Raw genomic sequence first — 13,737 nt, forward strand, 5'->3', positions numbered from 1 at the left:
GATGCGGAACTCATTGACGTCACCTATACCTCGGTGGACGGCCCCGAATTGCAATACCCCGTGTCCATAGCAACCGGAGCCAAGAACTTCCGCCTGCTCGACGGCGCCACCGCTTTGAACTTCACCCTCGATCCGGGGATGAATGGCAACGGCAAGATTACGATCAATCAAGGCGATCACAAGGCCGGCAAGGAATTGATGTTCACCTATGAACTGCCAGACGGCGCTGAACGCAAGTTCCCGCTGGCCGGCATGCCGGAGCCAGGAACAGTCAATGTCAGCATGATGGCGGGAACCTGCGTCTATGGCCAGAACCTCAAGGTTCAGGGCATGGAACTGATCGCCACCTGCCCGGTGACGGAAAAAACCGAGTTCGTCCTCACCTATAAGTACAAGACCCAGGTGAAGAGCTTTACCCTGTCCGGCATCAAAGACGCTGACAAAGGCATCTGGGCCGTCTATTACAACAAGGAATTGACGACCGACTACACGCGTGAGGGCGCGACCATCACGCTGAATTTCGAGCCAGCTGTTGATTCAAAGGTCGATATCGTTTATACCTTTCCTGAGTGATATAAAGCGGGCACCGCCTCAACTCGGGAAACTATGAGCATACGCAAACAAGTCCCCATGAGCGTGAATAAGCTTCCTCATGGGGCTTTTCAATGGACCCTCAGTTTCAATCCAGAGCAGCTCCAGGCCGACCAATTCCTTTCGGATGAGGGCCTGGACCTTCCTGCCAATCTTCGTTACGCCATCAAAAAAAGGCAGATTGAATTTCTCTGCGGCCGGCTCTGCGTCAAGAGCTGCATGGAAAGTCTGGGTTATGCGAATCCGCCCCTCATTCCAGCCGGCGAGGACCGGGCCCCGATCTGGCCGGTGGAACTCGTGGGCTCGATCTCCCATACCGATCGGCTGGCCACGGCTGTGGTCGGCCCGGCGTCGCAGATCGAGTCGGTCGGCATTGATATCGAAAGGGTCATCGCGGAAGCGACGCCCCAGATGATCAAACACATCTGCTGTGATCTGGAAGAACTGGATGAACTCCAGGACCAGCAAAAAATTTCCCGGGAAGAGGCGCTGACCCTTATTTTCTCGGGCAAGGAAAGCCTTTATAAAGCCGTCTTCCCCCAGCTTCGGCGCTTCTACGGATTCCAGGCCGCGCGTGTGAAAGCCTTTGGCAGCAATCGCCTCAGGATCATGCTCGTCACCGATCTGAGCGATGCGTTCGAAGAGGGCACGAGCTGGGATTTACACTCCCGCATGCCCTCGGCGGATTTGATTGAAACGATGGTCTTAAAACCCAAGGAATGAATGATTAGGCAGTCTTGCGCGCGGAACGATTGATGCGTTCGTTCCAGCGGTCCAGATGCTGAACGCCTTCCCGCACAGCGGCCTGCAGGTCAGGGATATGCACGGGCTTCGGCAGCACATCACGCGCACCGACATTGAAGCAACGCTCGACGATGATCAGACTCCCCGTTCCCGTCACGACATAGACCTGGATCCCCTGCTTCATGCTCACGCATTCCCGCAGAAGATCATCACCGAACATCTGAGGCATGTTGATATCGACGAAGACCAGGCGAATCTTTTGATTGCGAATCGCCTCGAGCCCTTCCTGAGGATTCTGGAAAGCCAGGACCTCGACGTCTTTTTCCTTGCTGATCACCTGATGCATCAGCGCGAGGATGAGCGGATCATCGTCAATCAAGGCGATTTTGTAAGGTTTCTCAATGAACATTCCACCCACCCGCTTATAAAGTTTTCAATTTTAATTTCGTCCAAGAGTCCCGGAACTTGACTTGAAATTTCGTAAGATCCAGCTTGCCTGTACTCCCCTGAAACTGCTAAGTGAAATCCAAGAGGAGGCCCTATGCGCAATTTCCAATTGAAAAAACTGGCTGGACTCGACTGCATCGTCACGGAAAAACCCGGCAATACCAAGGCCGTCATCCTTCTGCACGGCTTCGGGGCTGATTATCGTGACCTGGCTTCACTCGCCGTCGAGTTGGATGAGGCGGAAAACTTTGACTGGTTCTTCCCCAATGGCATTCTGCCTGTCGCCATCGGCCCGCACATGGAAGGCCGCGCCTGGTTTCCCATTGATATGGTGGCCTTGGAAGAATCCATGCGCACCGGCAACAGGCGTCCCTTTGCCGATCGAGTGCCCGACGGTCTGACCAGGGCCAGTGATGCGATCCTCGGTCTTCTCAGCGAGGTTCAAAAATCCCATAGCACGGTGGTCATTGGTGGTTTCAGTCAGGGCGCCATGATCAGTCTTGATGTCACGCTCCATGCCCCGCAAAAGCCTGCGGCCCTGCTCCAATTGTCCGGCAGCCTTCTGGCCCTGCCCCGCTGGGAACCGCAACTCGGGCGGCTTACCGGATTGAAAGTTTTCCAATCCCACGGCCGCGGTGACCCCATACTTCCCTTTGCGGCGTCCGAGGATCTGGCCGGTCTTTTCAAAAAACATCAGTATGAACTGGAGTTTGTCCACTTCCCTGGCGGCCACGAGATCCCCTTGAATGTCATGACCGCTCTGAAAAAGTTCCTGGGACAGGTCTGAACTCAGGGTTTTTACTCAGTCCGCCGCCGCCCGCCCTCAATCTTCATCCCCACGGACCGATAATCCTTGTGGATGAGGGTCTTTGAATGAAGTGGAAGCAAAAATCAAGTCTCGGCGCTCAATTCACAGCGCGCACCCTGTTTATATTTATGGGTGTTACGGGCTTTTTTGCCACGCTCTTTCAATGGCTGGATCGTTATCAGTGGATGACCTCGGCCCACCTCATCACCCTCTTCGGCATGTCTTCGCTTCTGGTTCTGGGCGTCGCGCTCTACATCAACAGCCATCTGCTTTTGGTGCGTCCCCTGCACGATCTGCAGAAACGTCTGCAATCGTTCCAGGTGAAAAATATTCTGGAAAAGGAAATCTTTTTCGAAGTCAAACGCGATGCCACGGGTGAATTTGAAGAACTCGAAAACATGTTCATCATGTATTTCCGTCAGCTGCAGATCGAGCATCGTGAAGCGCTCGTGGCCAAGAATAATCTCGCCAGTCTCAATAAGAATCTGGAACGCGAGCTGAAGCTTCGGAAAACGCAGCTGGAAGAGCAGATCGCCAAGTCCTTCAATGACAGAAAGCTCGCGGCCCTGGGTGAAATGGCTGGCGGCATTGCCCATGAAATCAACAATCCGCTGGCCATCCTCGTCGGCCGCGCGGGTCAGCTGCGAAAATTCATGAGTGCTTTGAACTGTGATCAGGCGCAGGCCGAGATGATCCTGAACAGCATCGAGAAAACGATCTTCCGCATCCAGGAAGCGATCACCGACCTTGAAACCATAGCCAGCAACCCTTCCACAGAAGAAATCAAGGTGCTGCACTTCGGGCGCCTTCTGCAAAGGATTCGTGACCTCAGCATCAATCGCTATGCCCCGCGTGGCATCCGCGTGGACTTCCCCGAAACGTTTGAAGCCGTGATTGAAGCGCGTGAAGTGGAATTGGCCCAGGCCTTCCTTTACCTGATTGAAAATGCCGCGGATGCCGCCACGAATTCCGAAACACCGTGGCTGCGGGTCGAGGTGCAGAATCTGGATGCGCGGACCTTGCGCGTTCGACTCATTGATAGCGGTCAGGGCGTGCCTGAAGACGTGCGCGAGAAAATCTTCCAGCCCTTCTTTACCACGAAGGAAGTGGGACAGGGTCGTGGTGTCGGCCTGAGCCTGGCCATGAGTATCATTGATAGTCACGGCGGTCGTCTCTATTTTGATTTCACTCAGCCGCAAACCACAGTCTGCGTGGAACTCCCGTTATCGCAGCAAAATCAACTCGCCGCCTAAAGAACAGTTCGCTATAATGCCCCCAAACCATTGAAAGCAGGAGAAGCAGACATGGCAAGAACGCGCGCACTCGTGGAATCTGATCTCGCCAAAGCCAGCAAGCTGATGAAAGATTTCGAGGCCAAACTTGGCGGCAAACCGGATAAAAAAACCCTGCGTCATGATGCAGGCTGGCGTCGTCTGCGGGCGCAGGTTGATAAGTATAAAAACCAGCTGCACTTCATCGACAAGCGCAATAAAAAGCCTGAACCCAAGGCTTAAGGCTGGCTACAGCCACCAGCGCGATTCCTCGAGCAGAGGATGATGCAGGACCTCGAGGATATCGAGGTCAGCCTCGCAAAAAGGCAGCTGCACGAGTTCAGGCAGTGTCAACCAGCGCGCATCGCTATGTTCCCTTAATTCCATACGGCCGCCTCGCAGCGTGCAGAGCATAGGATAGAGCAGGATGCGGCGTTCTCCCAAAAGAACGGCCTTGGCCCGCAATGCACCACGAATGGATACATCAATACCCAGCTCCTCCTGCAATTCGCGATGCAGGCATTCGAAAACATTTTCTCCAGGTTCCACTTTACCGCCTGGAAATTCCCAAAGTCCCGGATCACGCATCTCCGGGGAGCGTTGCACAGCCAGATAAAGCGGTCCATCACGCAGGACAGCGCAGGCGACGGGCACATTGCGCATAATCAATCAAGCCTCCTTGTGCGAAAACGCGGATGATCGTGGATCTTTTCCGACAAATATGCAAGAAATCTCGTGAAGACGAAGGATAGGAAGGGGAATTTCATGTTGCAAGGTCCGACGCTGTTTCAGGCCGAGAATCTCGGTGCTTTTCCAAACTTATCAAAATTGGCGCGCCAGCACTGGCGGCCTGTCAGCGCACAGAATCGGCCACCGCGCGCGGCACCCGAGATCAGCGTTGAAGATAAGCTGCGTTTTCTGCGCGAACAGAAAATCGGGCGGCTGACACTTCTGCCCAGTCCCAGGCTCTGGCAGGGCGTCGTTGGCGAACAAAGTGGCCCCTCTCTCCGGGCCATGCTGCACCTGGATTATACCGCTTCGGCTCAGGGCCTGGCCTTTATCGAACGCTATATGAATGAGTGTCTGACCACCTACGCCAACACTCATACAGAAACCTCCACTACCGGACGCTATTCCACCTGCCGTCTGCATGAGGCGATCGAAATCATTCGCCGCCATGTCGGTGCGGGCGAGGATAGTTTCGTGGTGCCCGCCGGCTATGGCGCTACGGGGGCCATTGAAAAAATTCAGAAGATCCTCGGCCTCTATCTTTCGCCGAAGGGGCAGAAACTGATTCGCGAGCAGCTCGGCGTGGATCTGAAGCAATCCCTCGCGGAAAAGATCGTGGTTTTCGTCGGGCCCTATGAACACCATTCGAATGATGTGTCGTGGCAGGATGATGCGCTCTGCACCTTTGTGCGGATCAAGGCTCTGCGCGACGGTCCCTGCAGCAACGATGTGGACCTTGAAGATCTGGATCGTCAGCTCGCGAAATATCCGAATCACCTGAAGATCGGATCGTTTTCCGCGGCGTCGAACGTCACGGGCATCAAAAGTCATCTGAAAGACATATCCGATGTCCTGCATCGGCACCAGGCTCTCTTCTGCGTGGATTATGCAGCATGCGCGCCTTACGCTGACATCAACATGGAACGCGACGGCATCGACGCCATCTTCCTTTCCGTCCATAAAAACCTGGGCGGCGCGAACATCGGCTTTCTGGTCGGTCGCCGTCACCTTTATGATATGACGAGCAACCCCAGTTTTGGCGGCGGCGGGACAGTCGCAGCCGTCACACCCTGGGAATATCACTTCCATCCGAGCATCGAGGAACGGGAATCCGCGGGCACGCCTGCGATTCGCCAGACCTGGCAGGCCGCGCTTTCCTTCCAAATCAAGGACTGGGTCGGCAAGGAGGCCATTCATCGCCTGGAAAATCAGCTCTCGGAAAAAATGCTGCAATTTTTCGCGCAGCATCCGAAGCTCGAAATCCTTGGCAACTGCGATCCCCAGAAACGCTATCCGATATTTTCGTTCCTGGTGCGCCACGGCCAAAGGAAATTGCATCACACCTTCGTCGCCGTGCTGCTGAATGATTTCTTCGGCGTCCAGGCCCGTTCGGGCTGCGCCTGCGCCGGCCCCTTCGGGCATGAACTCCTGGGCATCGAACGCGATCTCTCCGGCAAATACGTGGAACTGATTCTCAACATCCTGAACGGTTTCAAACCGGGCTGGACGCGCATCGGCACGCATTACACCATGAACAAGGCGGAGCTTGATTACACAAGGAAGGCCCTGAGCGCGATCGGCTGGTTCGGGGCGCTCTTCCTCGATCAGTATCGCTTCGATCCCTATACCGGCGATTGGCAGCATAAATTCCCGAGTGCCGCGCAGCCGCGCCTGCACCTGGATGATGCTCTGACCCTGCAAGACAGCGAGCATCTCCTTCCGCAATTGGCCGATGAAGAATCGCTTGAAGCCTGCTGGGCTGATCAGCTTGAAGAATTTTACCTGCTCGCGTCCGCACAGCTCGGCCGTTTGATTCTTGAGGAAAGCGCCGGTCGCGCCGCTCAGGTCTCGCTCGATCAGCTGGCGACCGCCTGCTATCCTTTGATCAAAAAACAGGTCGAGGAATTCACCACCAGTGAAGACAGTTTCCTGCAGGAACTGGTTCAAACCCTCTGCCCGCTGCTGGTACCCGCAGGTAAAACGGCCGAAGACTGCCGCCGGGATATCGAGCAGCTGCTGCGTGGTCTGCTCTTTGCACCGGAAAAGCAGATGCATCGCTTCGAAGGCTTCGATGGCATTGATACGAATCTGCCCTTCTTTTTCGTGGCGAAAGACCATCTGACCCGCCCCATCATCTGGGAAAAGGTCCGCCTGAGCAGCTGCAGCCGGCCTTTGCAATCCTTACCGATCTGAAAGCATAGAAATACTTGAGTCCGCCTCCGAATCAGCCGAATTCATTGGCTGAACCGGAGGCTTCTTTTCATGCAGCCAGGACGATCCACCGACATTTCGCTGAAGGCCCTGTTTGTCGCAGGCAGCCTCAGTCTCCTTGCGCTCTGGTGGGCCTGGCCGCGGGTGCAGCCGAATCAGAAGCTGCGTGCGGAAATCTCTCAGCTCGTTCAATTCGATCCGCGCTCGCTGCCGGATTTTAAATTGAGTGGCATGAAAAAGCCGCTGACGAGCATGAATCTGAAAGGCACCTGGACTCTGCTCTACTTCGGTTACAGCCGCTGCCCTGACGACTGCCCCACCACTCTCGGGGCGCTGGCCAGTGTCTATCGACAGATGGAGGCCCTTGATCAAACGCATAGTCTGCGTCTCGTCATGGTCTCTGTCGCCGCCGATGATGATGCGCAGCGCATTCAGGATTTTGCAGCCTCGTTTCATCCACGATTTGAAGGCTATGCGGGGTCCTGGGAGGAAAGGGAAAAACTTTTTCTCTTCTTTGATGCCAGCGTGGATATGGCCCCGGAACAGGGACCCGATCAGTATTTTCATGCGCCTAATCTTTTTCTTGTCGATCCCGAAGCCCACCATGTCGCCACCTGGAATCGCTTGCCAGAACACGAAACTCTGCATCAGGAGCTTTGCAGTTTCATCAACTGCCCCTGATGACAAATTCCCGATCCCTGAATTTCATCTGGAAATTCCCTTCGTCCTATGTTTGAACACAGGTAAACATTTCACCGGAAGGTTTATCATGCTCGTGAACAAACTAAGTCGCACTCTGTCCCTGGCGGCCGGACTGACGTTAAGCGTATCGGCTTATGCAGCGGCGGAGGGAACCTCATCACCTGCCTTCGTGGAATTCGCGCGAAGCTTGAATGCAACTGTGGATATCGCAGCAGATGTGAAGTCAGTGCTGGAGCCTGATAAACTCGCAAAGGCCTGCGAACGGCATTTCTCGCGACTGGATTCGAACGACAAGCTGCCGCCCGCTTCGCAACAAAACCCGAGCCATGTGAGTGATATGCTGCGCTGCGGAAAATGGATGTTTTTTGCGGCGAATTTTGAATCGAAGATGGCCATTCCCGAGAATATGCTGAAGGCCATTCCCGAACTCTTCCCGGAAGAAGCCGGGCGCGCCTTCACGAAAACCGGTTTGATTGAAAATCCCTACGATCCAGGTTTTCCCGTGGGTTTTGTGCGCCTTGAAAAATCCCCTTGGGGTTTGCTCTCGCCCGCCACGGGTCCGGCACGCGGCATCACCTGCGCAAGCTGTCACTTCGGAAGGCTCCCGGATGGACGGTACGCGGCGGGGATGCCCAATCAGGATCTCGACTTCGGCAAGGTGAATGCCCTGGTCGTTTACAGCGCCTGGCGCGCGGACAAGGATCAACGCGACCCCAAAGCCTGGCCCGAGGATTTGCGGAAGCTTTACGCGACGCTCGATCAAAAGCTGAAGAGATCCCTCTCGCCCTCCCGCACACTCTTTGATGTGGCGAAGGTCGTCAGCTGGCTGCACGCCACGGACCTCTTCTACAACCTCACTGGTGCCTCACGTCCGGTCTTCGAAGAAGCTGCCACCTGGCTGAGCGGAACACCGAATCAATATTATGCCAGCTCCCCGCTCCTGCCGATTCCGGGAAAAAGCTACTGGATGTCAGCCCCTGGCGCATGGGATATGAAGAATTATCCGGGTGATTATGAGGCGGGTCAGGCGCGACCATTGAGCAGCTTTTCCCCTGTGAAAAGCGCGGAAGATTTCGTGGCTCTGGCCTTTATATTTCAAACGGGCTTGGATCGCTTCGCCAAAGCCCGCTATGTGGATCCGCTCGTTCTTTACTTCCGCAGTTTGAAAACGCCCAGGAATCTGAATGCACCGGCTCCTGCTCTGGTCGATGCGGGACGGCAGATTTTCACGGAACGCTGCCAGTCCTGTCATAACGGGCCCGACGGGGAAACGCTGCAGGCCCATGACGCCAGCCTCCTGCGCACTCCTGAGGTTCTCGTTGATCCTCTTCTCAATTACCTCCCGCCTAAAAAACTGGCGAAGGGCATCTATGATCAAACCGTCGCCATGCTGGGCTATGAGCCGCTCGTGAACCAGGGCATATACAGCCGCAAACTGAAGGGCATTCACACCCGCCGTCACATCATGGTGAACGGCGCCGTGCAGGATCTGGATCATGCCCTGTGTTTGAATGGGGATCGCGAGGGTGATCCTGCCCTGCCTGATGGCTTGCGGCAGGACGTGCACCTGGACCTCTGCACGGATCACGATGTCAGTGAGAGGCAGGCGTTGAAAGCCTTTTTGGAAGCCTGGTATTAACGGGCTTCCTGCATAGCCGCATGCCAGCGCTTCAGTATCCAATCCTGATGCCACTGGTAAATCCAGCCGACCAGGGGCAAATAGCGGTGGAAAAAGAGCGTCATGCGGAAAATAAAGGATGGAAAGATCACCGCGCGATCCGCTTCGACGCCGCGCACGGCAACGCGAGCCACATGCTCAGGGGTTTGTGAAGGCCAGGGCGTCGGTGCCTTGCCGCGCGCATGGGTGAAGAACTGTGTGCGGGTGGCAATCGGATTCAAAAGCGTCAAGGCGCAAGGATCCCTCAATTCCCAACGCAAAGCATCGGTAAAACTTACGACGGAAGCCTTCGTGGCCCCATACACCGCATAGCCAGGAATCGCGAGATAGCCCATGGCCGAGGCTGTGACCACCACCCGGAACGGCTTTCCATTGGCCTGCTCGCGCACTTTTTGAAAGGTGTAAATGGGAGTGAGGACATTCGTTCCATAGATGCGCTGCAGACGATTCCAATCCGCAGGCCCAATCTGTTCATAGTAAGCGAAACCAGCATTGGCAAAATAAACATCAATGCCGCCCATGCTTTCCTGGGCCTTTTTCATGACAGTGTCGGTGCCTTCGGGAACACTTAAATCACAGGCCAGAGTCGTGACCGCGGGACTTTGGGGAACAGCGCTGATATTCAAATCGACAGCCAGGATGCGAACGCCATTTTTTTTTAAGAGTTCCTGGACCAAAGCCCGACCGATACCGGAGCCGGCACCTGTCACAACAATCTTTTTACCTGCCAAATTCATAGATCTGCCTCGGGAATAAGAGTGGGTTCGTGAAAAGTCATCCAAAAACTTTCAATTTTGACTCCCACCAGAGGCTTCAGTTCGCAGAGATTGGGAAAATAACGGCCATCACCCTGCACGTCGAGGAGCTTCGCGCGGCGGCCCCATCCTTTTGCGCTGAGCTGAGTGAAATACACATGCTTCTCCCAGGACTGCATCAAAGTGCTGGGGGCAACTGCCGTCGTCAAAGGAAAGGGAATCACGCCGGATCCCAGTCGCGCTCGAAATATTTCAATTCCTTTGAACCGCACCCGCCACACTTCTGTTCCGTCCTTTTCCTGAACCACCTGGAATTCCGCCTGATCCTTGGGAATCCCCCAGTTGCGCTGACCGTTGATCACACTCGATATCGTGGAGACAAAGATACGCGAAATGGAGTGAAGTTTTTTGCCATGATACTGAAACTTGCCAGGAATAAACAGCAGTTCATAATAGGGGCCACAGTTGCTGCTGGAATAATCGACGAGCATAATTGTACCAAAGCCACCTTTGAAATGCGGCTGAAGGTGCGTCATGATCATGCCTTGAGTCCGAATGAACTCCTCGGGGAAATTATAGACAAAGACATAACCACGTCCGGTCAGATTCCACGGAGCCGGCAGAAATTCAGGGCGTTCCGGTTTAGGGGACGATGAAAGCACTTTGGCTGTTTCCATGATGTCATCCTTCTTCCTGAATTCATCGTTCTCGCCCAGACCTTCATGCTGGACAAGGGGGGCAGCTTCGGGCAGAACAGCCAGCGACGGTGTTGACCGTCTGACTTATCAAGAGGTTTTCCATGAATCGTAAGTATGTGTTATTCGGAAGTCTGGTGCTGCTGGTTGGTTTCGCTGCCGGATATGCTGCCGCATTTTTTACAGTTAAAAAGGCCGATCAACGTGCCCAAACCACACCTCCTGCCATCATAACACAGCCAGACTCTTCGGAGGATCTGTCTGCATCAAAAGATGCCGCCCCTGCCGCTGCAACGAGCGCTCCAGCAGAAGCAACCACGGACGTCGCCGCACTTCAGACGCAACTTATGGAAAAATCAGCCAAAATCGAAGAGCTTGAAAAGAAGCTGGCCGCTCCCGATCATGACGTTGTGACGCCCGAGGAGGATACCCCGGAATATCGCGAGAAGCTGGCCGCGGACCTGATGGAAGTGACACAGACCAAGGCCATGATTCAGCAGGCTTTCAAGGCCTCGGGTCAAATGATGAGCAAAGAGCTGACCCCCGAAGGACAGGAAGCCATGGCTCAGGCCATGTCCAAAATCTATAGCTGGGAAAAAATGGAAAAGGTCTTTTCCAAGGTCTATACCGATGTTTTCTCGGCTCAGGAACTGAATGATATGGCTGAATTCTATCGTTCGGACGTCGGCGCTGCGATGCTGAAAAAGCAGCCTGAAGTGATGCAAAAGACCATGCAGGTGGTGCAGCAGGTGAATCAGGAGGCTCAGCCGAAAATGATGGCCGAGATGGAAGCCATCATGAAAAAGCATCGCGTTAAAACCGCCACGGGCACACCTCCCGAAACCGCGCCCGTGAAGAACTGATCAAAGCTGAAAAATTTCGTCCAGAATAAGCGCCACCCCATCCTGATTGTGATGGGGGGCCACCCGATCCGCCACCGCCTTCACTTCATCATCACCATTCTCCATGGCAATCCCAAGTCCTGCGGCTGCAATCATCTCCAGGTCATTGGCTCCATCACCGATCGCGATGACTTCATCCATGCTGATGCCCAGATGCTGGCACACAGTGGCCATGGCCTGGCCCTTGTTCGATTCAAAGGCGCTCAATTCAATCCACGGATACTCGCGGAAATAGGTGAAGTGCACAAGGTCACCGAACTGCTCCTGCAGCGTTTCATAGATCGTGCGCCGGTCTTCGCGCGCATGCACCAGGATCGACAGCACCGGCCCCTGAGGCACCTTATCATAGGTGAACATGCTGGGCTTCTTCCCATACATGCCGATGAACTCATCGATCACCGGATCATCCTGCAGCGCATAGAATCCTTCGGCTTCATCCAAAAGAATATTCTTCACGCCTTCGAGTCTCCGGCACACTTCCAAAAGGCTGTGCATGGTTTCAAAGGGAATGATCTGCGCGGCCAGCGGCTCACCATAAAGGCTCTTATGCACCATGCTGCCCGACAGCGATATCACAGGGGATGGACTCTGAACCGAGGCCACGAGCTGACGAATGGATTCCACGGGGCGGCCGGTGGCGATCACCACATGCACGCCGCGCGCGACCAACTTTTTCAAACACTCGCGATTGCGATCGGAGACCTGCGCCTGGCGGTTCAGCAGAGTTCCATCCAAATCAATAAACACGGCCTTATACGGGAGCATCATCATTCCTTATCAGCTGATTCTGAGGCAGTGCTGTCATGAATTCAGGTTCACTCAGGGCCTCGAAAATGGTCTTATCATGTTTCTTTTGAAAATCGCCGGACCTAAGACCTGCACTCGTGCAGCCCAGCCAGCGGCAGTAACCTTTGAATACGCGTGGACGACTCAAAATCAGAGCCTCGTCCTGATGCGGCTCCACTCCAGTATAATTCTGCGGCTTCACGACCGCCAGCCATGCGACGGGCAGACTGCGAAGGTCAACCTTCATGCGCTTGCTGAATTCGCGCCAGAACGCAGACTGATGCACCTCGCGTGGCACCGGCGCAAAAAAGTGGCACCAATCGTTCTCGCGTCCGGGCTGAAGGGCGCCGCAACTTTTCTGATGCCGGCACGGCCCCAGAATGTGGTGACTTTCAAGCAGCGCCTCACGCACCCGACTGAGTCGGCGACTTTCCAGGCTGCGTCCAGGCTCCACCCAAAGCACGAGGGCCGCAGCTGCCGCGAGTTTTTTCAGTTCTTCAAAACTCCTGTCATCCAGCTCGGACAGCACATGACTGACAAGCAGCACGAAAGGTTCGGCAGGAATCTGCATCGTCTTCAAGAGCACGACGTCCGCCTCACGGCATTCCTTCTGAATCGCACCGGCCGCAAAACGCATGGCCCCGCTTGATCGATCAAAAAGGAAAACCTTGGGCTTCGGTAGACCCACGCTGCCAAGGAAACTTCGTGTCGCGATCCCCGTGCCGCAGCCCCAGTCCACTATCGACGTGACACCGTGCAGCCGGGGCCAGCGCGGCGCAAGTGTTTCCAGCACGGCCAGCCATTTCCAGCGAATTCTCTGGGCTAGCGTTTGATCGTACGCGCTAAGCCAGCGTTCATCGTGCCAGTAATCCGGCAAATGTCCGTCGGTGTCCAAGAAACCTTGGCGCATCTTCTGTATGAGGTCCCAATCCATTGGATTATCTCGCCTGATCAAATGGGCGCAAAGAAAGCCCGCTGCAATATTTCGCCTGATCAAATGGGCGCAAAGAAAGCCCCTACACTAGGGATTTTTGGAAGATTTGTCCATGTGAAGTGAACTATCCGGCAGGATTACTCGTTGCTAACTTTCGGCTGCAGTCGACTCAGAATCTCTTCCAGCATCTCGATCGAAAAATGAGCTTTAATATGCTCGAAGTAGAAAGTATCCGCACGTTCCGACTCAGGCTTGGTCTGATGACAGAGCCTGATCTGTTCGACCAGCTCCAGGCGGTAAGCCTGCTCCTCCTGACGTTTCAAACGGTATTTTTCCAGATTCACAATCATAGGCTATCCCTCGCATGGACTGAGCGTTCTCTTCCAAACTTCATTCATCAAAATTCTTAACGGTATCCGCTTTATGCGCCTTAACTTTAGCCCAACAAAGTTTTTTTTCAATGGAAGTTACAGCCGCTTAGAAG

At 54.7% G+C, this 13,737-nt stretch carries 16 protein-coding genes; 9 read left to right on the forward strand and 7 right to left on the reverse strand.

All coding sequences use genetic code 11. The features are described 5' to 3' along the window. Together VFO10_RS28620 and VFO10_RS28625 are read left to right on the forward strand one after the other, a co-directional pair. A partial coding sequence (locus VFO10_RS28620) for a hypothetical protein (protein ID WP_325145446.1) occupies positions 1 to 573 on the forward strand: 573 nt, incomplete at its 5' end. 33 nt (positions 574 to 606) lie between these two features. Continuing rightward, positions 607 to 1,314, forward strand: coding sequence for a 4'-phosphopantetheinyl transferase family protein (locus tag VFO10_RS28625; RefSeq protein WP_325145447.1), 708 nt, complete (start codon positions 607 to 609; stop codon positions 1,312 to 1,314). A 4-nt stretch (positions 1,315 to 1,318) separates the two neighbouring features. Here VFO10_RS28625 and VFO10_RS28630 read toward each other — a convergent pair whose 3' ends face one another. Next, on the reverse strand, positions 1,319 to 1,744 hold the full coding sequence (locus VFO10_RS28630) for a response regulator (protein WP_325145448.1): 426 nt from the start codon (positions 1,742 to 1,744) through the stop codon (positions 1,319 to 1,321). A 132-nt stretch (positions 1,745 to 1,876) separates the two neighbouring features. Here VFO10_RS28630 and VFO10_RS28635 point away from each other — a divergent pair, with 132 nt between their 5' ends. The 3 genes from VFO10_RS28635 (at position 1,877) to VFO10_RS28645 (ending at position 4,104) form a co-directional block, all read left to right on the forward strand. Next, positions 1,877 to 2,569 (forward strand): hypothetical protein, encoded by a 693-nt coding sequence (locus tag VFO10_RS28635; protein WP_325145449.1) that lies wholly within the window; start codon positions 1,877 to 1,879, stop codon positions 2,567 to 2,569. Between the two features lie 86 nt (positions 2,570 to 2,655). Further along, the gene (locus tag VFO10_RS28640) at positions 2,656 to 3,843 is read left to right on the forward strand and encodes a sensor histidine kinase (protein ID WP_325145450.1); all 1,188 of its coding nucleotides are present in this window, start codon (positions 2,656 to 2,658) and stop codon (positions 3,841 to 3,843) included. Positions 3,844 to 3,894: 51 nt separating this feature from the next. Further along, the gene (locus VFO10_RS28645; RefSeq protein WP_325145451.1) at positions 3,895 to 4,104 is read left to right on the forward strand and encodes a hypothetical protein; all 210 of its coding nucleotides are present in this window, start codon (positions 3,895 to 3,897) and stop codon (positions 4,102 to 4,104) included. A 6-nt stretch (positions 4,105 to 4,110) separates the two neighbouring features. On the opposite strand, the gene VFO10_RS28650 is transcribed toward VFO10_RS28645, so the two are convergent. Further along, a complete protein-coding gene (locus tag VFO10_RS28650; RefSeq protein WP_325145461.1) occupies positions 4,111 to 4,524 on the reverse strand; it encodes a (deoxy)nucleoside triphosphate pyrophosphohydrolase in 414 nt (137 codons plus the stop codon). Between the two features lie 102 nt (positions 4,525 to 4,626). Here VFO10_RS28650 and VFO10_RS28655 point away from each other — a divergent pair, with 102 nt between their 5' ends. The 3 genes from VFO10_RS28655 (at position 4,627) to VFO10_RS28665 (ending at position 9,142) form a co-directional block, all read left to right on the forward strand. After that, complete coding sequence (locus VFO10_RS28655; RefSeq protein ID WP_325145452.1) at positions 4,627 to 6,783, forward strand: aminotransferase class V-fold PLP-dependent enzyme; 2,157 nt, start codon at positions 4,627 to 4,629, stop codon at positions 6,781 to 6,783. 69 nt (positions 6,784 to 6,852) lie between these two features. Then, positions 6,853 to 7,482: an SCO family protein gene (locus tag VFO10_RS28660; RefSeq protein WP_325145453.1), complete on the forward strand. Its 630-nt coding sequence runs from the start codon at positions 6,853 to 6,855 to the stop codon at positions 7,480 to 7,482. Positions 7,483 to 7,570: 88 nt separating this feature from the next. Beyond that, positions 7,571 to 9,142: a hypothetical protein gene (locus VFO10_RS28665; protein ID WP_325145454.1), complete on the forward strand. Its 1,572-nt coding sequence runs from the start codon at positions 7,571 to 7,573 to the stop codon at positions 9,140 to 9,142. Here VFO10_RS28665 and VFO10_RS28670 read toward each other — a convergent pair. Both VFO10_RS28670 and VFO10_RS28675 read right to left on the reverse strand, forming a co-directional pair. Continuing rightward, entirely contained in the window at positions 9,139 to 9,918 is a 780-nt protein-coding gene (locus tag VFO10_RS28670; protein WP_325145455.1) for an SDR family NAD(P)-dependent oxidoreductase, read from the reverse strand. The two genes, VFO10_RS28665 and VFO10_RS28670, sit on opposite strands and share 4 nt — an antisense overlap. Continuing rightward, the gene (locus VFO10_RS28675; RefSeq protein ID WP_325145456.1) at positions 9,915 to 10,613 is read right to left on the reverse strand and encodes an acetoacetate decarboxylase family protein; all 699 of its coding nucleotides are present in this window, start codon (positions 10,611 to 10,613) and stop codon (positions 9,915 to 9,917) included. The genes VFO10_RS28670 and VFO10_RS28675 overlap by 4 nt, the downstream gene beginning before the upstream one ends. A gap of 122 nt (positions 10,614 to 10,735) precedes the next feature. Between VFO10_RS28675 and VFO10_RS28680 the strand changes: the two genes are divergently transcribed. Beyond that, the gene (locus VFO10_RS28680; protein ID WP_325145457.1) at positions 10,736 to 11,494 is read left to right on the forward strand and encodes a DUF2059 domain-containing protein; all 759 of its coding nucleotides are present in this window, start codon (positions 10,736 to 10,738) and stop codon (positions 11,492 to 11,494) included. On the opposite strand, the gene VFO10_RS28685 is transcribed toward VFO10_RS28680, so the two are convergent. From VFO10_RS28685 to VFO10_RS28695, 3 genes are all read right to left on the reverse strand, one after another. Then, on the reverse strand, positions 11,495 to 12,298 hold the full coding sequence (locus tag VFO10_RS28685; RefSeq protein WP_325145458.1) for a Cof-type HAD-IIB family hydrolase: 804 nt from the start codon (positions 12,296 to 12,298) through the stop codon (positions 11,495 to 11,497). Next, positions 12,285 to 13,229 carry a small ribosomal subunit Rsm22 family protein gene (locus VFO10_RS28690; protein ID WP_325145459.1) on the reverse strand — a complete coding sequence of 315 codons (945 nt, stop codon included), beginning with the start codon at positions 13,227 to 13,229 and terminating at the stop codon, positions 12,285 to 12,287. The genes VFO10_RS28685 and VFO10_RS28690 overlap by 14 nt, the downstream gene beginning before the upstream one ends. Positions 13,230 to 13,390: 161 nt before the next feature. Further along, positions 13,391 to 13,603: a hypothetical protein gene (locus VFO10_RS28695; RefSeq protein WP_325145460.1), complete on the reverse strand. Its 213-nt coding sequence runs from the start codon at positions 13,601 to 13,603 to the stop codon at positions 13,391 to 13,393. Positions 13,604 to 13,737: the final 134 nt, after the last annotated feature.

The organism is Oligoflexus sp., assembly GCF_035712445.1.
Lineage (GTDB): Bacteria > Bdellovibrionota_B > Oligoflexia > Oligoflexales > Oligoflexaceae > Oligoflexus.